General features: G+C 73.6%; 21 protein-coding genes. 13 read left to right on the top strand and 8 right to left on the bottom strand.

The features are described from left to right. Both AB0M43_RS19215 and AB0M43_RS19210 read left to right on the top strand, forming a co-directional pair. A complete protein-coding gene (locus tag AB0M43_RS19215; RefSeq protein WP_363726409.1) occupies positions 1-1,167 on the top strand; it encodes an acetoin utilization protein AcuC in 1,167 nt (388 codons plus the stop codon). Next, positions 1,154-3,940 (top strand): GNAT family N-acetyltransferase, encoded by a 2,787-nt coding sequence (locus tag AB0M43_RS19210; RefSeq protein ID WP_363726407.1) that lies wholly within the window; start codon positions 1,154-1,156, stop codon positions 3,938-3,940. The genes AB0M43_RS19215 and AB0M43_RS19210 overlap by 14 nt, the downstream gene beginning before the upstream one ends. Before the next feature lie 128 nt (positions 3,941-4,068). On the opposite strand, the gene AB0M43_RS19205 is transcribed toward AB0M43_RS19210, so the two are convergent. Then, the gene (locus tag AB0M43_RS19205) at positions 4,069-4,983 is read right to left on the bottom strand and encodes a sigma-70 family RNA polymerase sigma factor (RefSeq protein WP_363726983.1); all 915 of its coding nucleotides are present in this window, start codon (positions 4,981-4,983) and stop codon (positions 4,069-4,071) included. Positions 4,984-5,216: 233 nt separating this feature from the next. On the opposite strand from AB0M43_RS19205, the gene AB0M43_RS19200 reads away from it, so the two are divergent. Then, positions 5,217-5,588: a BlaI/MecI/CopY family transcriptional regulator gene (locus AB0M43_RS19200; protein ID WP_363726405.1), complete on the top strand. Its 372-nt coding sequence runs from the start codon at positions 5,217-5,219 to the stop codon at positions 5,586-5,588. A gap of 58 nt (positions 5,589-5,646) precedes the next feature. Next, a complete protein-coding gene (locus AB0M43_RS19195) occupies positions 5,647-6,537 on the top strand; it encodes a M56 family metallopeptidase (protein ID WP_363726403.1) in 891 nt (296 codons plus the stop codon). A 17-nt stretch (positions 6,538-6,554) separates the two neighbouring features. Here the strand turns inward: AB0M43_RS19195 and AB0M43_RS19190 are convergent, their stop codons facing one another. Beyond that, on the bottom strand, positions 6,555-7,076 hold the full coding sequence (locus AB0M43_RS19190) for a hypothetical protein (RefSeq protein ID WP_363726401.1): 522 nt from the start codon (positions 7,074-7,076) through the stop codon (positions 6,555-6,557). A 123-nt stretch (positions 7,077-7,199) separates the two neighbouring features. Between AB0M43_RS19190 and AB0M43_RS19185 the strand changes: the two genes are divergently transcribed. Continuing rightward, positions 7,200-8,087, top strand: coding sequence for a GNAT family N-acetyltransferase (locus AB0M43_RS19185; protein ID WP_363726399.1), 888 nt, complete (start codon positions 7,200-7,202; stop codon positions 8,085-8,087). Between the two features lie 73 nt (positions 8,088-8,160). Here the strand turns inward: AB0M43_RS19185 and AB0M43_RS19180 are convergent, their stop codons facing one another. Then, positions 8,161-9,648: a methyltransferase gene (locus AB0M43_RS19180; protein WP_363726397.1), complete on the bottom strand. Its 1,488-nt coding sequence runs from the start codon at positions 9,646-9,648 to the stop codon at positions 8,161-8,163. Positions 9,649-9,762: 114 nt separating this feature from the next. Continuing rightward, entirely contained in the window at positions 9,763-10,311 is a 549-nt protein-coding gene (locus AB0M43_RS19175; protein WP_363726395.1) for a TetR family transcriptional regulator, read from the bottom strand. 197 nt (positions 10,312-10,508) lie between these two features. Between AB0M43_RS19175 and AB0M43_RS19170 the strand changes: the two genes are divergently transcribed. Further along, positions 10,509-10,871: a DUF3099 domain-containing protein gene (locus AB0M43_RS19170; RefSeq protein WP_363726393.1), complete on the top strand. Its 363-nt coding sequence runs from the start codon at positions 10,509-10,511 to the stop codon at positions 10,869-10,871. A 68-nt stretch (positions 10,872-10,939) separates the two neighbouring features. Next, positions 10,940-11,326 (top strand): RidA family protein, encoded by a 387-nt coding sequence (locus AB0M43_RS19165; protein WP_363726391.1) that lies wholly within the window; start codon positions 10,940-10,942, stop codon positions 11,324-11,326. A gap of 31 nt (positions 11,327-11,357) precedes the next feature. Here AB0M43_RS19165 and AB0M43_RS19160 read toward each other — a convergent pair whose 3' ends face one another. Next, entirely contained in the window at positions 11,358-12,275 is a 918-nt protein-coding gene (locus AB0M43_RS19160) for a PfkB family carbohydrate kinase (protein WP_363726389.1), read from the bottom strand. Continuing rightward, a complete protein-coding gene (locus AB0M43_RS19155) occupies positions 12,272-13,186 on the bottom strand; it encodes a pseudouridine-5'-phosphate glycosidase (protein WP_363726387.1) in 915 nt (304 codons plus the stop codon). Before AB0M43_RS19155 ends, AB0M43_RS19160 begins: the two co-directional genes overlap by 4 nt. Positions 13,187-13,410: 224 nt before the next feature. Here AB0M43_RS19155 and AB0M43_RS19150 point away from each other — a divergent pair, with 224 nt between their 5' ends. From AB0M43_RS19150 to AB0M43_RS19125, 6 genes are all read left to right on the top strand, one after another. Further along, a complete protein-coding gene (locus AB0M43_RS19150) occupies positions 13,411-13,773 on the top strand; it encodes a metalloregulator ArsR/SmtB family transcription factor (RefSeq protein WP_363726385.1) in 363 nt (120 codons plus the stop codon). Next, positions 13,766-14,224: an SRPBCC domain-containing protein gene (locus AB0M43_RS19145; protein ID WP_363726383.1), complete on the top strand. Its 459-nt coding sequence runs from the start codon at positions 13,766-13,768 to the stop codon at positions 14,222-14,224. Before AB0M43_RS19150 ends, AB0M43_RS19145 begins: the two co-directional genes overlap by 8 nt. Before the next feature lie 93 nt (positions 14,225-14,317). After that, entirely contained in the window at positions 14,318-14,926 is a 609-nt protein-coding gene (locus tag AB0M43_RS19140; protein ID WP_363726381.1) for a hypothetical protein, read from the top strand. A 154-nt stretch (positions 14,927-15,080) separates the two neighbouring features. Further along, positions 15,081-15,299 (top strand): DUF3039 domain-containing protein, encoded by a 219-nt coding sequence (locus tag AB0M43_RS19135; protein WP_363726379.1) that lies wholly within the window; start codon positions 15,081-15,083, stop codon positions 15,297-15,299. Between the two features lie 188 nt (positions 15,300-15,487). Further along, positions 15,488-16,159 carry a TRIC cation channel family protein gene (locus AB0M43_RS19130; protein WP_363726377.1) on the top strand — a complete coding sequence of 224 codons (672 nt, stop codon included), beginning with the start codon at positions 15,488-15,490 and terminating at the stop codon, positions 16,157-16,159. Between the two features lie 60 nt (positions 16,160-16,219). Beyond that, entirely contained in the window at positions 16,220-17,938 is a 1,719-nt protein-coding gene (locus tag AB0M43_RS19125) for a DEAD/DEAH box helicase (protein WP_363726375.1), read from the top strand. A gap of 1,135 nt (positions 17,939-19,073) precedes the next feature. On the opposite strand, the gene AB0M43_RS19120 is transcribed toward AB0M43_RS19125, so the two are convergent. Then, positions 19,074-19,304: a hypothetical protein gene (locus AB0M43_RS19120; RefSeq protein WP_197004828.1), complete on the bottom strand. Its 231-nt coding sequence runs from the start codon at positions 19,302-19,304 to the stop codon at positions 19,074-19,076. A gap of 194 nt (positions 19,305-19,498) precedes the next feature. Further along, positions 19,499-21,022 (bottom strand): RNA polymerase sigma factor, encoded by a 1,524-nt coding sequence (locus tag AB0M43_RS19115; protein WP_363726372.1) that lies wholly within the window; start codon positions 21,020-21,022, stop codon positions 19,499-19,501. Between the last annotated feature and the right edge of the window lie 100 nt (positions 21,023-21,122).

Genomic DNA, 21,122 nt, shown 5'->3' with positions numbered 1-21,122 from the left:
GTGACCGTATTGATCTGGAGCGACGGGCTGCGGGGCTACGACCTCGGCGAGCACCCGCTGGACCCGGTGCGCCTGGAACTGACCGTGGCGCTCGCCGACGAGCTGGGCGTGCTGCGCGGGCTCACCGTGCGCGAACCCCGGCCGGCCGACGAGGCCACGCTGCGCCGGGTGCACAGCGCGGAGTACCTGGCGGCGGTGCGCCGGGCGCCCGACGAGCTGGTGTTCCACGGCTACGGCCTGGGCACGGCCGACACGCCCTGCTTCGACGACATGTACGCGGCCAGCGCCCTGATCGCCGGCGCCACCGTGCAGGCCGCCGAGGCCGTGTGGTCGGGGGAGACGAAGCGCGCGGTGAGCATCGCGGGCGGCCTGCACCACGCGTTCTCGGACGCGGCGGCCGGGTTCTGCGTGTTCAACGACCCTGCGGTGGCCATCGCCCGGCTGCTGGACCTGGGCGCGGAGCGGGTCGCGTACGTGGACATCGACGTGCACCACGGCGACGGCGTGCAGGCCATCTTCTACGACGACCCGCGGGTGCTGACGGTGAGCCTGCACGAGACGGGGTACGCGCTGTTCCCCGGCACCGGGTTCGCCGCCGAGACGGGCGGGCCGGGCGCGGAGGGCTCGGCGGTCAACGTGGCCCTGCCGCCCGGTACGGACGACGCGGCCTGGCTGCGCGCCTTCCACGCCGTGGTGCCCGGGGTGCTGCGCGCCTTCAAGCCGCAGATCCTGATCACCCAGTGCGGGGCCGACACCCACCTGCTCGACCCCCTCGCGGACCTGCGGCTCACGGTCGACGGCCAGCGCGCCGCGTACGTGGCCCTGCGCGGGCTCGCCGACGAGCTGTGCGACGGCCGGTGGGTCGCGACCGGCGGCGGGGGCTACTCGCTGTCCTCGGCCGTGCCCCGCGCGTGGACCCACCTGCTCGCCGTCGCGTCCGGCCAGGAACTCGACCCGTTGACCCCGGTCCCGGCCCGGTGGAAGAAGCTCGCCCACCAGCGCCGGCCGCACGACGACCTGCCGCTGCGGATGACCGACGACGGCTCGGGGCGCTACACGCCGTGGCAGCCGGGGCTCGAACCCGACTCGCTGGACCGGGCGATCATGGCCACCCGCCGGGCCGTGTACCCCCTGCACGGTCTGGATCCGATGGATGTCCGGGACTGACCCGGCGCGGCCCGGCGACCCCGAACCGACCGCTCCCCGCCCCCCGACCTCGGCCACCGGCCCGGAACCGCGCCCGATGCTGCCCGGCGGCCCGGAACCGCGCCCGATGCTGCCCGGCGGCCCGGAACCGCGCCCGACGCTGCCCGGCGGCCCGGACCCGCGCCCGGTCCCGGACCCCGGCCCGGACGGCTTCACTGTCCCGGACCGCTACCCCGCGCACCGGGCCGCCGACGTCCTCCTCGCCGACGGCGGCACCGTGCACCTGCGCCCGATCCGGCCCTCCGACGGCCCGGAGCTGCGCAGATTCCACTCCCGACTGTCGCAGCGCACCCGCTACTACCGGTACTTCTCCGCCTACCCCCGGATCCCCGACCGCGACCTGGCCCGGTTCACCACTGTGGACCACCACGCCCGCGAGGCCCTGGTCGCCGAGCTCGGCGAGGACCTGATCGCCGTCGGCCGCTACGACCGCCTCGACACGGCGGCCGACGACGGGGTCAAGGCCCGCGCCGAGGTGGCGTTCGTGGTGGAGGACGCGCACCAGAGCCGGGGGATCGGGTCTATCCTGCTGGAACACCTGGCCGCCGCCGCCCGCGAGGAGGGCATCGAACAGTTCGTCGCGGAGGTACTCCCCGAGAACGGCGGCATGCTCCGGGTCTTCTCCGACGCCGGCTACCAGGTCGACCGGTCCTACGCCGACGGCGTCGTGCACCTCGTCTTCGACAACGCCCCCACCGAGGCATCGATCCGGATCGCCCGGGAACGCGAGTCGCGCACCGAGGCCGCGTCGATCTCCCGGCTGCTCACCCCGCGCGGGGTGGCCGTGTTCGGCGCGTCCACCCGGGTGCCCGGGATCGGGTACACCCTGCTGCGCAGCCTGCGCACCGGCGGCTACACCGGCCAGATCCACCCGGTGCACCCCCGGGCCCGCACCGTGCAGGGCCTGCCCGCCTACCGTTCGGTCCGCGACGTGCCGGGCCCCGTCGACCTGGCCATCGTGGCCGTACCCGCCGCCGGGGTGCCGCAGATCGTCGAGGACTGCGCGGCCGTCGGCGTGCACGGCCTGGTCATCGTCTCCAGCGGGTTCGCCGAGACCGGCGCGCCCGAGGGGATCGATGCCCAGTTGGAGATCGTCCGCGAGGCCCGGCTGCGCGGGATGCGGATCATCGGCCCCAACTGCCTCGGGATCGCCAACACCGACCCGGACGTCCGGCTGAACGCCACCCTCGCGCCCCAGCTGCCCGAACCCGGCCGGGTCGGCTTCTTCTGCCAGTCCGGGGCGCTCGGCGTGGCCCTGCTGGCCGAGGCGGGCCGCCGGGGGCTCGGGCTGTCGAGCTTCGTGTCCGCCGGCAACCGGGCGGACGTGTCCGGCAACGACCTGCTCCAGTACTGGCAGGCCGACCCGCGCACCGATGTCGTCCTGCTGTACCTGGAGACGTTCGGCAACCCGCGCAAGTTCGCCCGGCTGGCCCGGGGCATCAGCCGGGACAAGCCGATCGTGGCCGTGGCCGCCCGGCGCAGCGACACCGGCCCGAACGAGCGCGGCGTCGAGGCGCTGTTCGCCCAGTCCGGGGTGGTCCGGGTCGACACCGTCGCCGAACTGTTCGACACCGGGCTGCTGCTGGCCCGCCAGCCCCTGCCGGCCGGCGACCGGGTCGCGATCGTCGGCAACACCGCCGCCCTGGGCCTGGTCGCCGCCCAGGCCGGGGAGTCGGCCGGCCTGCGGGTCGCGCGCGGCTACCCCCTGGAGGTCGACACCGCCGCCCCCGGCCCCGAACTGGCCGCCGCCCTGCGCGCCGCGAACGCCGACCCGGCCGTGGACGCGATCGTCGCCGTGTTCGTCCCGCCGCTGGTCGGCACCGCCGCCGGGTACGCCGACGTGCTCGTCGCCGAGGCCGGCCCCAAGCCGGTCGTGGCCGCGTTCGTCGCCGAAGGGGTCGGTGCCATCGTCGACCGGCCGGCCCCGGACGGGGCGCGCGACGACGCCAAGGCCCCCTCCGTCCCGCACTACCACTCCGTGGAGGCCGCGGTGGCCGCCCTGGGCCGGGTCGCCCGGTACGCGGCCTGGCGGCGCACCCCCGCCGAGCTGCCCGAACAGCCCGGGGTGCCGGCGGTGACCGTCGAACCGGGCGAGCTGCTGTCGGCGTACGGCATCAGGGTCCTGCCCGCGAGAACGGCCCGGGGCGGCGCCGGCACCCTCGCGGCGGCGGCGGAGCTGGGCTACCCGGTCGCGGTCAAGATCGCGTCGGCCGAACTGCGGCACCGCCTCGACCTCGGGGCCGTCCGGCTCAACCTGGCCACTCCGGCCGAGGTGTCCCGCGCCGTCGCCGAACTGGCCGAACGGTTCGGCCCCGCCGAGCCGCTCCTCGTCCAGCCGATGGCGCTGCCCGGCATCGCGTGCGTCGTCGAGGTCGTCGAGGACCCGTCCTTCGGCCCGATCGTCGGCTTCGGACTCGCCGGCCTGCACACCGAGCTCCTCGGCGACCGGGCCTGGCGCGCCGCCCCGCTGACCAGGGTCGACGCCGCCGAACTCCTGCGCGCGCCCCTGGCCGCACCCCTGCTGTTCGGGTACGGCGGCGGCCCCGTGGTCGACATCGGTGCCCTCACCGACCTGCTGGTCCGGGTCGGCCAGCTCGCGGACGCCACCCCGGCCCTGCACCGCCTGGAACTCAACCCGGTGATCGTCGGGGCGTCCGGGGTGGTCGCCCTGCACGCGAGCGTCGAACTCGGCACCCCGGAACCCCGCTCGGACACCGGCCCCCGCCGGATGTGACCGCCCATATGCGACGAACGCCCGAGGAGGCACTGCCGGTTGGGCGACAGCGCCCTCTCGGGCGTTCGTAGCGGATCCCGTGAGCCGTTGTTCTTGATCTAAGGCGAAGTGGCCTCAGCGGGTCCCCACTAGGCGTAACTGAGGAGGCGGTCGGAGCGCTCCGGCTGGCGGAGCTTCTTCAGCGTCTCCTGCTCGATCTGCCGGATCCGCTCCCGGGACAGCCCGAACTCCTTGCCGACCTCCTCCAGCGTGCGCTGCCGGCCGTCGTCGAGGCCGTAGCGCAGCCGGATCACGGCCTGCTCCCGGGTGGACAACGTGGACAGCACCATGCCCATCTCGCTGCGCAGCTCCAGCGCGGCGGCCGCCTCGCCGACCTCGGTGGTCGGCACCGCGACCTGGAGCAGGTCACCGAGGCAGCTGTCGCCGTCCTCGCCGACCGGGGTGTCCAGGCTGATCGGCTCCCGGTTGTAGGACAGCAGCTCCAGCACGTTGTGCGTCTCGACCTCGAGCAGCGCGGCGATCTCGGCGACGCTCGGCTCGCGGCCCAGCTCGATGGTCAGCGCGCGCTGGGCGCGGGTCAGCTTGGCCAGCTGCTCGACCATGTGCATCGGGATCCGGATGGTGCGGCCCTGGTCGGACAGCGCGCGGCTGAGCGCCTGGCGGATCCACCAGGTGGCGTAGGTGGAGAACTTGTAGCCCTTGGCGTAGTCGAACTTCTCCACGGCCCGGATCAGGCCGATGTTGCCCTCCTGGATCAGGTCGAGCAGGGCCAGGCCCTTTCCGGTGTACCGCTTGGCGATGCTCACGACCAGCCGCAGGTTGGCCTCGAGCATCCGGTTCTTCGCCCGCTGGCCCTCGTTGCGGATGACGACCAGGTCGAACTCGTCGGAACCCTGACTGAGCTTCTCGTCGGCGAACAGGCCGGCCTCGATGCTCTTGGCCAGTGTCACCTCGTCCTCGGCGGTGAGCAGTGGGATCTTGCCGATCCCGTTCAGGTAGGCCCGAACCAGATCACTCGTGATACCGGACTCCTGCGTCTCCAACACCTTGCTCGTCTCCCCGTGTCCGTTTCAACGTATGCGGCTAAGAGTGGACTGCCGAGCGTTAAACGGAGGTAAGGCGAAGGGGAGGTGGCACGAAGTGGGGATCTTTTCTACCGACTGTAGAATCGGCGCACGCCCGGTTCCCGGATCGCCCGGGGACAACCCTGACAAACCCATTTTCCGGGTACGCCGGGGAGGAAAGCGTCACCACGTCTTCGGAAAGGATGCCCCGCATGGCTCGGCTCGGTGAACTGGAGCACGCCGTCATGGAGGTGCTGTGGTCGGCCGGTGCGCCGTGCACCGCCAGGGACATCCTCGACGCCCTCCCCGACCGGGGGCTCGCCGCCACCACCGTGCTCACGGTGCTGTCCCGGCTGGAGCGCAAGCAGCTCGTCGGGCGGGACCGGGACGGCCGGGCACACCGGTACCGGCCCGTGGCCGGCCGCGAGGACCACATCGCCGCCCTGATGCGCGAGGCCCTCGACGGGGCCGCCGACCGGGGTGCCGCCCTGGCCCGGTTCGCCGACCAGGTGGACGACGCCGACGTCGAGGCGCTGGAGCTGGCGCTGCGCGAGGCGGTGCGCCGCCGCCAGGCCCTGGCATGATCCCCCGGCACCGGTCGCCCGGTGACCCGGCGGGCGGGCGCGCGGGCGGCGGTACCCGATGACGGCTCTCGCTCTGGCCCTTCTCGCCCTGGTCCTGCTCTGGCCCGCGCCGCTCCTCCTCGCCCGGGCCCGGTGGACCTACCGCGAGCCCCGCGCCGCCCTGGTGCTCTGGCAGGCCATCGGGCTCGCCGCCGGCCTGGCGCTGATCGGCGCGGCGGTCGCGGTCGCGCTCGCCCCGCTCGGCGGCGGCCTGTTCGACGGGCTCGCGGCGCTGGCCCGGGGCACCGGCCGGCTCCCGACGGCCCACACGGTGCTGTTCCTCGTCGCCCTCGGCCTGCTGACCTGGCTCGCGGGCGTCCTGGTGTACCGGTTCCTGGCCACCCTCTGGGTTCGCCGCCGGCACCGCGAACTCCTCGACCTCGTCGCCGACCCGTGGCCCGGCCAGGCCGGCGGCCGGGTGCTGGCCCACCCGCGCGCCGTCGCGTACTGCCTGCCCGGGGCCGGTTCCCGCGTCGTCCTCAGCTCGGGCGCGCTCGACCTGCTCGACCCGCAGGAACTCGACGCCGTCGTCGCCCACGAACGCGCCCACCTCGCCGAGCGCCACGACCTGGTCGTGCTCCCGTTCGCGGCGTGGCGGACGGCGCTGCCCGGCCTGCCCGGTGTCCGGCGCGCCCGGCCGGCCGTCGCGACCCTGGTGGAGATGCTCGCCGACGACCGGGCGTGCGCGGTGTGCGACCGGGCGGCGCTGGCCACGGCCCTGGCCCGGGTGGGGACGGCGGCGGCACCCGAGGGGGCGTTGGCGGCGACGGGCCGGGCGACCCTGGTGCGGGTCCAGCGCCTGCTCGATCCGCCGGCCCCGTCCCCGGTGCTGCGGTTCGGGTGCTACGCGGGGGCGGCGGCCCTGCTGGCGGTCCCGACCCTGGCCCTGCTGGCGGGCTGGTCGGGCTGAGCACCGCCGCCGGGCAGTCAGGCCCGGTCCCGGGCCGCCTCGCAGTAGCGGAGCGTGGCGCGGTGCAGGACCAGGAAGAGGAGCGCGGCGGGCAGCAGGATCCGCAGGAAGCCCAGCGTCAGCAGCACGGGGGCGGGCACCACCGGGGGCGCGCCGATCGGCAGCATCGTGGAACTCGCCGCCGCGGTGAACATCGCGGACATGCCGAGCAGGATGAGTACCACGGCGAAGACCCGGAGCCTGCGGCGGGCGACGTCGTGGCCGCGGAGGAGGCGGGTCCCGTGCCGGACCGCCATGAACACGACCACGGCGACCAGGAGGAGGGCGATCAGCTTCATCGGTGGGCTGGCCGACCGGACACCGGTCAGGCCCAGGGCGCGGAACGCCTGGTCGGTGGCGTAGGCGGCCGCGCTGGCGAAGGCCAGGACGGCGGCGGCCGTCACGGTGCGGGGCCGTCGCGGCCGCGGTGGCGCGGGTGGGGCCGGCACGGTGTAACCGGTGGCGGGGACGTCGTGCTCCGTCATCACGGTGCTCCTCATGGTGTGTCGCGGCAGCCTATCGACCGGTCGCCGGTTCCGCTGCCCCGGTGGCCGGAACGGCCCGGGGCCGCCGTCGGCCGAAACCGGTGGACGCGCCACCCGTCGCGGGGTCAGGATCGGCGGATGACCGACCTCATCTGGCGCACCGCCACCACCGCCGACGCCGAGGCTGTCGCCCGGCTCCGGACCGCGATCTACGAGGGCACCGGCACCGGATGGCCCGTCGACGCCGAGGGCGTCCGGCACGAGTGGCGGACCATGCTGACCCCGGAGGACACCCTGCTCGCGGTCGAGGGGCACGAGGTCCTGGCCTGGGGGTACGCGTGGCCCCGGGGCGAGCGGCACTACCTCGGCGGCGGGGTGCACCCGGCGCGGCGCGGCGAGGGTCTGGGCCGGCAGGTGCTCGCCTGGCAGCTCGCGCGCGTCCCGGCCGGCACGAAGGCCGACACCCGGGTGCCTGCGGCGGACGCGGGGACGATCCGGCTGCTGTCCCGGTTCGGGCTGGCCCCGCAGCGGTACTACCTGGAGCTGGAACGACCCACGTCCCTGTCCCTGGGGCCGACCACGGTCGAGGGGCTGCGGATCGACACGTTCCGGCCGGAGTACGGGCCCTCGCTGTGGGAGGCGCACCACGACGCGTTCGTGGGGCACTACGGCTTCTCGCCGTCGCCGATGGGGAAGTGGCTCGCGGAGCGGGTCGAGCACCCGGCGTTCGTGGCCGACTGGTCGTTCCTGGCGCTCGACGGGGACACCGTCGTCGGGTACGCGATCGCGTTCGGCCCGAGTTCCGTGCACATCGGCATCCTCGGCACCCGGGCCCCGTGGCGCGGCCGGGGCGTGGCGGCGGCCCTGCTGGAGAACGCGACCCGGGCGGGGGCGGCGGCCGGGGTCGGGGAGGTCAACCTCGACGTGGACAGCGAGAACGGCACCGGAGCGGTCGGGTTCTACCTGCACACGGGCTTCACGGAGACCTCCCGCACGATCTCCTACGGCCTGACCGTCAACCCCTGAGACCCGGCCCGGACGGGTACGGGGAGCCCGGCCCCGCCGTACCCGTCCGACAGGTCTGTCGGGGTTCGCGGGCTCAGTCCCGGACCGGGTCCAGGAACCCGCGTTCCACCAGGTGCGCCACGACCGGCAGCGCCACCTCGGCGAGCGCCTCCTCGTCCAGCCCGTACGCGACGGCCAGCAGCGCCAGCTGGTCGTTCAGGGTCACCTCGCCGGTGCACGAGGCGATCAGCGCCGCCGTGGCCTCGTCGACCTCCTCGGTCCAGTGCATGCCCCGGGTCTGCTCCAGCCGGCGGCTCACGCCCTCCCAGCCCTCCGGCCCCAGCTCGGACCCGGTGTGCAGCCGCAGCCCGTCGGCGGCCACGAACCGCCCGCCGAGCAGCTCGGCCGGCCCGGAGCCGCGCAGGTAGTCCTGCCGGGTGAACCAGTCGCCGATCCGGGTACCCATCGGCTGTTCGATCTGCTGGTGCACGTCCTCCATCCGGACCCTCGGGAAGCCGCCCGAGGTGCGCCGGCGCAGGGTGACCAGGCCGAAGCCGACGGCCTCGATCCGCTGCTCGTCGAACCAGTCCAGCCACGCGGCGGCCCGCCGCGCGTCGAACTGGTCCCCGGAGTCGCGCAGCCACAGCTGCACATAGGACACCGGGTCCTGGACCTCGCGCTGGATGACCCAACCGTCCACCTGGGTGCCCGCGAGCCAGGAGCCGACCCGGTCCTGCCAGGGCTCGCCCTCGACGTGCGCCCAGTTCGCGAGGAACTGCAGGTGGCCGCCCTCGGTGAGCAGCTCCTCGGCGCGGCCGGCGAGTTCGGCGCAGATCCCGTCGGCGGCCCGGCCGGAGTCGCGGTAGATGTGCGAGCCCTGGCCGGGGCCGATCACGAACGGCGGGTTGCTGACCACGAGGTCGAACCGCCGCCCGGACACCGGCTTGGTCATGTCGCCGTGCAGCAGTTCCCAGTCCAGCCCGTTGAGCGCGGCCGTCGTCGCCGCGAACCGCAGGGCCCGCTCGGACAGGTCGGTCCCGGTCACCCTCTTCGCGTGCCGGGACAGATGCAGGGCCTGGACCCCGCAGCCGGTACCGAGGTCCAGCGCCGTCTCCACCGGCGCCCGCAGCGTGGCGAGCGCGAGGGTGTTGGACGCCCCGCCGATGCCGAGCACGTGGTCGGCCCGCAGGGGAGCGCCGGGCCGGAGCAGTTCGGGCGCGTCGGCGACCAGCCACCACCCCTCGTACGGGTGCAGGTCCACGCCCGCGCGCAGCCCGCCGGGGACCGGTTCGAGCAGCTCCCCGTCGACGCAGTCCTCGACGGGCAGCACGGCGGCCACCACGTCGTGCGGGACGGTCTGGCCGCACACGTACAGCCGGATCAGGGTGTCCAGGGGCGAGTCGCCGAGCAGCCGCAACGCGGGCCGGAAGTCGTTGCGGGCGAGCGCGTCCTCCGCCGCCGGACCGAGCCGGGCCTCGACGCCGGACCGGGTGTAGTCGGCGGCGACGAGCGCCTCGCGGAGCCGGTCGATGCCGGCGGGGTCCAGGAGCGGAGTGATCTGCACACGGTCATCCTCCCGCATGGCCGCGCGCGGGGGCCGGCGATGTCGCCAAGACCGCGGCGGCCGGGGCCCCGTGTCGTCGGGCCGGGCGGTGCTGGCCGGCCCCGCTCCGTCGCGCTGGGGGTGGTCGGGCGCTCAGGGCCCGGCGAGCGCGGCCCTGACCATGAGTTCGACCGCCGGGCGCGGGTCCGTCTCGTCGTGCCGGGCGATCCGGTGCAGGACCAGGCCCTCGCTCACGGCCGCCAGGGCGGTGGCGGCGGTGGTCGGATCGGGCGCGCCGAGCCCGGTCAGGACGGCGACGGCCCACGACTCCATGACGGCCCGCCCCCGGGACACGGCCTCGCGGATCTCCGTGTTGTGGCTGCCCTCCATGAACAACACCATCCGGGCGGTGGTCAGGGTGCGGTTCACGGAGGTCCCGTACACGACGAAGCCGCACAGCGCGTCCACGAGTTCGGCGGCGGTGGTGGGGGAGGAGGGTTCGCCGATCTCGGCGAGTTCGCGTTCGAGGATCCGGTCGACCGTTCCGGCGAGCAGGGTCGCCCGGGTGCGGAAGTAGTTCGAGGTCGAACCCTTCGGGAGGCCGGCCCGCTCGTCGACCCGGGCGTGGGTGAGCGCGCGCAGCCCGCCGGTGCCGAGCAGTTCGATCGCGGCGTCGAGCGCCCGGTCCCTCGTCGTCGCCATGAGAACACTATAAACATAGTGAAATGGGTACTGCGAACGTAGTAGTCGCGCGCTGGCCATGTCTCGGCCCGGCCCATGCCTAGGCCCGGCCGCCCGCGACGGACCTGGTCCGCGACCGCGACGCGACGGATGTGCCAGCTGCGGAGAACGCGCCGCCACCCGGGGGCGGAGCGGTCCGGCAGGACTAGGCTGAAGGGGTGAAAAGCCGAGCGGTCCTCATCACCGACGCCGAGCGGAGCCAGGCCGACCAGTTGCGCAGCCGGCAGATCCGGTACGCGTCGATGATGGGCCTGCGGGTCGTCTGCCTGGTGGTGGCGACCGTCCTGGTGATGAACGAGGCCCCGCTGCTCTGGCTGTGGCTGCCGCTGTGCCTCGCGGGCATGGTCCTGCTGCCCTGGATGGCCGTCCTGATCGCCAACGACCGGCCGCCGAAGAAGGAACACACCCTGCGCGGCAAGATCGAGGCCCGGCACGCCGCGCACCAGGCGGTCGCGCCGACGTCGACCACCGAGGTCACCGCCGTCCCCGAGGGCGGCCGGATCGTCGACCACAACGGGTAGCCCGCCCAGCCGGGCACCACCCCCAGCCCCGGTGGGCGTTCCGCGCGCGGTCGGCGATCATGGTCTCCATGACCCTCACCCACGTCTCGCCGGACGGCATCGCCCCCGGCAACGGCTACAGCCACGTCGTCTGGGGCACCGGGCGCTTCATCGCGGTCTCCGGCCAGATCGCGCTCGACGAGGACGGCGCGCTCGTCGGCGGGAGCGACCCCGAGGCGCAGACCCGCCAGGTGTTCGAGAACCTCCGCCGGTGCCTGGAGGCGGCCGGGGTCGGATTCGCCGACGTGCTGAAGTTGACGATCTTCCTGACCGATCCGGCGGTACTGCCCGCCGTGCGCGTCGTGCGCGAGGAGTACCTGACCGACCCCCGGCCGGCGTGCTCCCTGGTCCAGGTGGTCGCCCTGGCCCGCCCCGACCTGCTCCTGGAGATCGAGGCCTACGCGATCGCCCCCTGACGGCCGCGCCGCCCGGCCCGCGACGAGGCACTCAGGCGCGCGGCCGGGCCCCCACCACGGTCACGGCCCGCGCCCCCAACGCGGCCCCCGCCGCCAACGCCTCCACCGGCGTCCCCCCGGCCAGCCACGCCGCCAGCAACCCGGCCGCGAACGCGTCCCCGGCCCCCGTCGGGTCCACCGCCGTCACCGGCTCCCCGGGCACCCGGACCACTCCGGGCCCGGCCCAGACCGCCCCGTCCGCGCCGAGCTTGACCACGGCGTGCGTCGCGTACCCGGCCAGCCGCTGGGCCAGCTCGTCGGGTCCGGGGCGCGCGGCGAACTCCGCCAGCTCCCGGGGCTGCACCTCGGACGCCGGCCCGGGAGTGGTCCCCACCAGCGTGTACGCCTCGTCGAGGTTGGCCAACAGCACGTCGGTGCCGCGTACCCAGTCGAGGAACCTGTCGGGTCCCAGGAGCCGCAGCGGCCCCGCCGACCCGGCGTCGACACTGGTCGTCGCGCCGAGTTCGCGGGCCCGGGCCAGCGCGTGCCGGCCGGCGGCGGCGGTCCTCGGGTCGAACAGGACGTAGCCGGACAGGTGCAGGTGCCGGGCGCCGGGCAGCGCGGCGTCGATGTCGGCGGCGGTGAGCAGCGCGTTGGCGCCCCGGTCGGTGACCATGCTCCGCTCGTCCGGTGTGGACAGCACGATGACGGTCCCGGTCGGCGCGGCGGACGCGAACCGTACGGCGTTCCCGCAGGTCAGTTCGGAGACCCGGGCCCGGCCGGCCGCGTCGTCGCCGACGACCGCCACCAGGGTGGTGTCGGTGAGCGCGCCCAGCCAGCAGGCGGTGTTGGCCGCCGAGCCGCCGCCGGTCTCCCGGATCGCGGCGGCGGTGTCCGAACCGGTGGTCAGCGGACCACCGAGGGAGGCCAGCACGTCGGTGACCAGGTCACCGACGACCACGACGGTCATCTGCCGGCCGCGACGGCGATCTGCGCGGCGAGTTCGGAGTTCCGCAGGATGATCCGGATGTTGACGTCCAGGCTGGCGCCGAGGGTGTGCTCGTGGAAGTACGCCAGCAGGAACGGGGTCACGCCCTTGCCGGTGACCCCGTGCAGCCGCATCTCGTGCAGGGCCTCGGTGAGCACCTGGTCGTGCAGCGCCGGGTCGAGCTGCTCGGACACCGGCAGCGGGTTGGCCACGACGAGCGCGCTCTGGCTGGCCCCGTGCCCCTTGCGGGCGTGGATCGCGCGGGCCGCCTGCTCGGGGCTGTCCACGGACCAGTCGAGCGGGAAGCCCGAGTCGGACAGGTAGAAGCCGGGGAACTTCTTCGTCCGGTAGCCCAGGACCCCGACCCCGAGGGTCTCGAGCCGCTCCAGCGTCGCGCCCACGTCCAGGATCGACTTGACCCCGGCCGACACCACACAGATGGGGGTACGCGCGAGCGTGACCAGGTCCGCGGACTCGTCGAAGCTCTCGCTGGCCAGCCGGTGTACGCCACCGAGCCCGCCCGTCGCGAACACCTCGATCCCGGCGGCGGCGGCCACGGCGCTGGTACTCGCCACGGTCGTCGCGCCGTTCGCCCCGGTCGCGGCGGCCACCGCCAGGTCCCGCACCGACAACTTCACCACGTCGTCGCTGGTCGCCAGGCGGGTCAGCTGCGCGTCGTCCAGCCCGACGATCAGCTCGCCGTCGACCATGCCGATCGTGGCCGGCACGGCGCCCTGGGCGCGCACCGTGGCCTCGATCTCGCGGGCGATCCGCAGGTTGTCGGGCCGGGGGAGGCCGTGGGAGATGATGGTGCTCTCCAGTGCCACGATGGGCGCCCCGGAGCGCCGCGCGGCGTCCACCTCTGGTCCGTACCGAATCTCGAAGCCGTTCACGCCGTGAGCCTAATCCCGCCGGCCGGCACCGCGCCCTGACTCCCGTAGCTCGGTGTCCATGATCACGTCGTGGACCTCGCGGAACCCGCCCCGGCCGACCCGGGCGCAGACCCGGTGGCCGAACCGCCCCGCCCTGCCGCTGAAATTTCCGCGTTCCCCTTGACGACGGCCCTTCCGGGCTCTACGTTTAACACATCAGTTAATTAACGGCGAGGTTAAATGCGATGGCGACCGACCGGCTCAGCACCATCTTCGCGGCGTTGGCGGACCCGACCCGCCGGGCGATCCTCGCCCGGTTGGCGGAGGGCGACGCGACCGTCCTGGAGCTGGCCGAGCCGTTCCCGATCAGCCTCCCGGCGATCTCCCGGCACCTCAAGGTGCTGGAGCACGCCGGCCTGATCACCCGGAGCCGCTCGGCCCAGTGGGTCTCCAGCAGCCTGGAGGCCGGGCCGCTCCGGGAGGCCACGGCCTGGATGGAGCACTACCGCCAGTTCTGGGACACCAGCTTCGACCGCCTCGACGCGCACCTCCGCCGCATCCAGCAGGCACAACGCGAATCCGACCAGAAGGACAGGAACAATGACTGACACCGCGACCCACGAGCTCGTCATCACCCGCCTCTTCGACGCCCCGCGCGAGCTCGTCTACCGGGCCTTCACTGACCCCGACCAGGTCGCCGCCTGGTTCGGCCCGGTGGGCTGGTCCGTGCCCCGCGACTCCGTGGACATGGACGTCAAGGTCGGCGGCCACCAGCGGTTCACGATGGTCAACGACGACGACGCCACGATGAACTCCCCGGTCAGCGGCACCTTCACCGAGGTCGTGGAGAACGAGCTGCTCGTCGGCGAGGAGACCGCCGACAACATCCCCGGCCTGCCGGCGGGCACGAAGTTCTCGCTGCGGCTGGAGTTCCACGACGAGGGCGGCAAGACCCGGCTCGTGCTGCGCCAGGGGCCGTACACGGCCGAGGTCGAGGGCATGGCCCGCGAGGGCTGGACCAGCTCGTTCACCAAGCTCGACGCGCTGCTCGCCGCCTGAGCGGCCCGGACCGCCCCCGCGCCGCGTGCCGGTGCGGGGGCCGGCGCCGTTTCGGGCCTTGTGGGAGTCGGGGGCCAGCCTCATCCTGTACGGATGCCCGACACGCCCCTCGACTTCACCGCGCCCGTGCCCGGCGATCCGTACGAGTCGCCCACCGCCGCCCGCCGGCAACGGCTGTCCCGGATCGTCCTCGCGGTGTGCGCGTTCGCGGTACTCCTCGTCGCCTTCGGGATGTGGAACCCGGCCCACCTGGTGGCGGTGCACGCGTACCTCAGCAGGCCCTGCGAACTGATGTTCTTCCTGCTCCCGGCCCTAGGCTTCGTCTACTACCTGCGCCGCGACGGCGACCAGGAGGGCATCAACGCGCTCCGGGCGGTCCTGGGCGTGTCCGGCGGGCTGCTGCTCCTCCTCGTGTGCGCGCTCCGGACCCCCGGCCCGGCCACGGTCGCGGTGTCCCCGGACGGCCGGTTCGAGGTGGTCCTCTGGCTGGACCCGGAGGGCCGCAACGGCGACCTGGTGATCCGGAGCCGCGACGGGCTGCTGAGCCGGGAGGCGACCGCGCCGCTGAGCTGCGTACCGCGCGGTTCCGAGGTGCGCTTCGTCGACAACGTCACGGTCACCGGGGACGGGATGGGCAAGGCGGCGACGTTCGACCCCGCCACCCTGGAGCCCACCGAACCGGCGGACTGGTGCTCCCGCTGACCGTGGACTTCACCGAACCCGTCCCGGCCGCTTCTGGCCAACGGAGGACGCACTCCTGCACCTGTGAAGCGCCGAACCGGACAGGGGCGTCCCAGGGCGGCGTCGCGGCCCCCGGCGGGGTTGCCCGCCCCGGCGGGGATGGCACACTGGGAGCGTGAGCACCGAAGTACTCGAGAAGCCGGAACTCAAGGACGCCGACACGGGTCCCGAGATGTTCCACTACGTCGACAAAACGAAGATGACCGAGAGCGCCATCCTCGGCACCCTCGTGCAGGCGCTGTGTGGCGAGGTGTTCCCCGTCACGAAGGTGCCGAAGCCCGGGGCGCCGGTGTGTCCGGCCTGCAAGGAGATCTACGACTCGTTCTCCGACTAGCGGCGGTCCCGGGCCGGGCGGCCCCGCGCCGTGGCGGCCACCCCGGGACCGGCCGGTATTCGGGTGACCTCGCCGAACGTGGACCCTGACGGCACTCCGCGTACCCGTCGAGGTGCACGGAGCGACACCACTCCCCGGGCCGTGCGGATCACACGGTTGCGGCCCCGCCGTCCCGATATCCTGCGGCGGTGGAGTCGCTGCTGCTCGTCGTCCTGGACCTGGTCGGGGTCGCCGTCTTCGCGGCCTCGGGCGGTTCCGCCGGGGTCGCCAAGCGCCTCGACCTGTTCGGCGTCGGCTTCCTCGGCCTCGTCTCCTCGCTCGGCGGCGGGATCTTCCGCGACCTGGTGATCAACGCCGCGCCCCCGCTGGCCTTCGCCGACTGGCGGTACGCGGCCGTCGCCGTCGCCGCCTCGGTCGCCGTCTTCTGGCTGCACCCGCAGCTCAACCGCCTGCGCCGCACGGTGCTGGTCCTCGACGCCGCCGGCCTGGGGCTGTTCACGGTGACGGGCACCCTCAAGGCGCTGAGCGCGGGGGTGCCGCCGGCCGGCGCGTGCCTGATCGGCATGATCACCGGGATCGGCGGCGGCATCGTCCGGGACGTGTTCACGGGCGAGATCCCGACCGTGCTCCGCAAGGAGGTGTACGCGCTGGCCTCCCTCGCCGGTGCGATCGTCATCACGGTGGCCTCGCGCCTGGACTGGGACTCGGCGGCCGTCACGATCGGGGCGGCGGTGCTGGTCTTCGGCCTGCGGCTGGTGTTCGTGAAGTCCTCGTGGCAGGTGCCGGTGGCCCAGGAACGGGAGTACCGGCCGCTGCGCAAGCGTCGTGGGAATTCGGCCCCCGGCGGTCGTACCGACTAAACTCAGCTCCGAGCCTTCGCGGGTCTGCCGCGGAGGTCTCGTCATGTGAGGAGGCACCACGTGGCCGCGCCGCGCCCCGATATCGAAGCGCTGTCCCCGCTGCGGGACTGGCAGCGCCGGGCGCTCGTCACGTACCTGCGGCGGCGCAGCGAGAACTTCCTCACCGTCGCCACGCCCGGTGCCGGCAAGACCACGTTCGCGCTGCGGATCGCGGCCGAGCTGCTGCTCGACGGCACGGTGCAGGCGGTCACGGTGGTCACGCCGACGGAGCACCTGAAGGTGCAGTGGGAGCGGGCCGCCGCCCGGTGCGGGATCGCCCTGGACGCGAGCTTCCGCAACTCCGACATCCACTCCACGAGCGACTTCCACGGCGTCGTGCTGACGTACGCGCAGGTGGGCATGGCCCCCGACGTGCACCGGCGGCGCACGATGACGAAGACGACCCTGGTGATCCTCGACGAGATCCACCACGCGGGCGACTCGCGGACCTGGGGCGACGGGGTGCGCCTCGCGTTCGAGCCGGCCACCCGGCGGCTGATGCTCACGGGCACGCCGTTCCGCTCGGACGAGAACCCGATCCCGTTCGTGCAGTACGAGCAGCTCGGCGGCGGGGTCTCCAAGTCCCGCTCGGACACCACCTACGGGTACGCCGACGCGCTGAGCGACAACGTCGTGCGCCCCGTCATCTTCCTGGCGTACTCCGGCGAGACCCGCTGGCGCACCTCGGCCGGCGAGGAACTGTCCGCCCGGCTCGGCGAGCCGCTCACCCAGGACCTGATCGCCCAGGCGTGGCGCACGGCCCTGGACCCGCAGGGCGACTGGATGCCCCAGGTGCTGCGCGCCGCCGACGCCCGGCTGCAGATCGTGCGCGGCGGGGGCATGCCCGACGCGGGCGGCCTGGTGATCGCGAGCGACCAGAACGCCGCCCGGTCGTACGCGAAGCTGCTGCACCAGATCACCGGCGAGAAGGCCACGATCGTGCTGTCCGACGAGGACGGCGCGTCGAAGCGGATCGGAGAGTTCGCCGAGGGCACGTCGCGGTGGATGGTCGCGGTCCGGATGGTGTCGGAGGGCGTGGACATCCCGCGCCTGGCCGTCGGCGTGTACGCCACCAGCGCCTCCACCCCCCTGTACTTCGCCCAGGCCATCGGCCGGTTCGTCCGGGCCCGCCGCCCCGGCGAGACGGCCAGCGTGTTCCTGCCCAGCGTGCCCAACCTGCTCGAACTCGCCAGTGACATGGAGGTCCAGCGCGACCACGTGCTCGGCGACGTGAAGAAGAAGCAGGAGGAGGACCTGGAGCTGGAGCGGGCCCAGCGCGCCGACAAGGCCAGCGGCGAGCTGGAGAGCACGTTCACGGCCCTGTCGGCCACCGCCGAGCTCGACCAGGTGATCTTCGACGGCGCCTCCTGGGGCACGCCGACCCAGTCCGGCTCGCAGGAGGAGGAGGAGTACCTCGGCCTGCCCGGGCTGCTGACCTCCGACCAGGTGTCGCTCCTGCTGGCCAAGCGGCAGTCCGACCAGGTGAAGGCCGCCAAGCGCAGCGCGCCCGTGGAGGCCCCCGTGGTGGCCCGTGCGCCCTCAGCGCCCCGCACCCCGGCGGAGCGGCGCATCCTGCTCCGCCGGCAGCTCAACGACCTCGTGGGCGCGCACCACCACCGGACCAACCTTCCGCACGGCAAGATCCACGCGGAGTTGCGGCGGTTGTGCGGGGGGCCGCCGAGCGCGCAGGCCACGATCGAACAGCTCGAGGAACGGATCGCGACCCTCCAGAGCTGGTAGAACCCTTTTTCTGGGTACTGGGGGAGCCGGGTCGGCCTGATCTGAGGGCACGTCCGCGTGGCGCGGGGTGGCGGCGGGCCGGCCTGGTGCGCGCCGGGTGCGTGGCTGCCGGGGCGGCCGGAGGCGCGGACTCACAGGGTGCACGGCGGCCCACGTGTCCGGGGGCCGCCGTCGTGGCGTGGCATGGCGCGGGCTCGCACGGGGCGCGGGCTTCGCCGTTTCTGAGGGCGGCCGGAGGCGCGGATCCACGGGGTGCACGGCGGCCCACGTGTCTGGGGGCTGTCGTGGCGTGGCTTGGGCTCGGGCTTTGCCGTCTCTGCGGGCGGTCGGAGGCGCGGATCCACAGGGTGCTCGGCGGCCCACGTGTCCGGGTGGCTGTCGTCGTGGCGTGGCGCGGCGTGGCTTGGGCTCGGGCTTCGCCGTCTCTGCGGGCGGCCGGAGGCGCGGACCCACAGGGTGCGGCGCGGCCCACGTATCCGGGTGGCTGGCGTGACGTGGCGCGGGCGTGTGACCAGTCTGGGCTGAGGGCGGGCGGCCGGAGGCGCGGATCCGTCGGCGAGCGCGGCGCGCCACCTTGTCGGGAACGGCCGCAGGCGCGGACTCGTCGGGGAGCCGGACCGCGTCCCTCTGGTGGCGGCCTGCAGCCAACTCCGGGCGGATGTATCGCTCGGCGGTCGTCTACCCAGTCTCCTAGGACGCACGAGCGCGCTGTGAGCTGTCGACCGAGGTCGCGGGTGGCTGGCCCGTCGCGGGAGCAGGTGGGGCAGGCCTGTCGGGGTGCGCCGTGGCGGCCGGAGGCGCGGGCTCGCGAAGGCAGGGCGATGCCGGCTCCGGAGGCCGGGGACTGTGCCCCGGCTCCCGGGGGCTGAGGGCGATCCCGGCTCCCGGGGGCTGAGGGCGATCCCGGCCGCCGGAGGCTGAGGACGGCGTCGGCTTGTCGGGGGCGGCCGGAGGCGCGGCGCAACCGGGGGCCGGGTCGGTGCTGATGCCCACGGGTCGGGCGCGCGGCGTAACCCCCTGATGATCTGTGGGGTTCACCCCGCGCGACCAGGTCCTGACAGTCAGTCGGACATCGGACACGTGAAGAGGCCCCCGCACACACCGCCGCGGGGGCCTCTCGCTACGTACAGGGGCCTTACTTCATCAGAACGCTGCCTCGCCAGGTGAAGTCGGGCTCTGCCGCGAAGTCGACGGCGATCTTCACCAGATCCTCGGCGTACTTGTTGGCGTGGTGACCGCAGAACATCAGGTCACCGCCACCCGCAAGCACGACCTTGAGCTTCGCCGCGGCGCTGCAACGATCGCAGCGCTCGTTGGCGGCGGTCTCTGTCGCCAACTCAGTTGGCGGCGTGAGGGTCGGGGTCATGCCTCATCCTCCTCTGCTTCACCGGTGCGTCCAGGGAACACCCCCGCGGCTGCGGAGGCAAGTCTTTGTTGCGCACTCATCGTCCAACACCCGGCCACCCGAATGCCTTCCCGAGCCGGCCGGTGGCGATCTTTGTCACAAAGACGTTTAGAAACAACGGCCCCTGCCGGATTGCGACAGGGGCCGATCGTTACTTAGTCGAGATAGTCCCGAAGGACCTGCGAACGGGACGGATGCCGCAACTTGGACATCGTCTTGGACTCGATCTGTCGGATTCGTTCCCGGGTCACCCCGTACACCTGGCCGATCTCGTCCAGGGTGCGCGGCTGGCCGTCGGTCAGGCCGAACCGCAGCCGGACCACGCCGGCCTCCCGCTCGGACAGCGTCTGGAGGACCGACTGGAGCTGGTCCTGCAGCAGCGAGAAGCTCACCGCGTCGACCGCGACGACCGCCTCGGAGTCCTCGATGAAGTCACCGAGCTGGCTGTCGCCCTCGTCGCCGATGGTCTGGTCGAGGGAGATCGGCTCCCGCGCGTACTGCTGGATCTCGAGGACCTTCTCCGGGGAGATGTCCATCTCCTTGGCCAGCTCCTCCGGGGTGGGCTCGCGCCCGAGGTCCTGGAGCAGCTCGCGCTGGATCCGGCCGAGCTTGTTGATCACCTCGACCATGTGCACCGGGATCCGGATGGTCCGGGCCTGGTCGGCCATGGCCCGGGTGATCGCCTGGCGGATCCACCACGTCGCGTACGTGGAGAACTTGTAGCCCTTGGTGTAGTCGAACTTCTCGACCGCGCGGATCAGGCCCAGGTTGCCCTCCTGGATCAGGTCCAGGAACGCCATGCCCCGGCCCGTGTACCGCTTGGCGAGCGACACGACCAGTCGGAGGTTGGCCTCGAGCAGGTGGTTCTTGGCCTTCTCGCCGTCCCGGTTGACCCACTTGAGGTCGCGCAGGAGCTGCGGCACCATCTTCTCGCCGTCCTCCTCGACGGCGCGGAGACGCTCCGCCGCGTAGAGGCCGGCCTCGATGCGCTTGGCGAGCTCGACCTCCTGCTCGGCGTTCAGCAGGGGGACCTTGCCGATCTGCTTGAGGTAGGCCCGCACCGAGTCCGCCGAGGCGGTCATCTCGGCGTCCTTACGGGCCTGCTTCAGCGCCTCGGACTCCTCGTCGTCCCACTCGAAGTCGTCGCCGGGGGTGGCCTCGTCGCCGTCCTTGGCGGCCTCGCCGTCCTTGGCACCGGCCTTGGCGGCCGTGGCCTTCGTGGCGGCGGTCTTGCGGGCCGGCGCGGCGGCCTTCTTCGCGGCGGTCTTCTTGGCGGCCGGGGCGGTCGAGGCGACCACGGCGGCGGCCCCGTCGTCCCCGGGCTCGACGTCGCCGGCCTTGGCGGCGACCTTCCTGACCACCGGCTCCGCCGTCTTCTTGACCGGCGCGGCCTTCTTGACGGCCGGGGCCTTGGCGGTGGTCGCCTTCGACGCGGGGCTGCCGCTGCGGGCGGCGGCCACCTTGCGCCGGGTGGACCCGGAGCCGTCGACGGCGAACGTGACGCCGGCCTCGGCCAGGGCACGCAGGATCTTCTTGGCCTGGGCCGGCGTCAGGCCGGCTGCTTCGACCTCACGGGCGAGCTCGGTGGCACCCAGTTGACCGCCGGCGTTGTTGGCCTGGGCGATCAGCGAGTCGGTGAGTGTCTGAACGTCGGCGCCGGTGTGGCGGGCGTCTGTCACGAATGACCTTCCCGTGGCGGTGATCGGGCACGGCAGGCACAGCCTCACGGCTGACTGCGGCGGTTGGAGCGGTTGTCTTGTCGGCCCGGGCGGTGGTGAC

This window comes from Longispora sp. NPDC051575, assembly GCF_040681875.1.
In the GTDB taxonomy this organism is placed as follows: Bacteria; Actinomycetota; Actinomycetes; order Mycobacteriales; family Micromonosporaceae; genus Longispora.
This window is presented reverse-complemented; position numbering and strand designations above follow the sequence as displayed.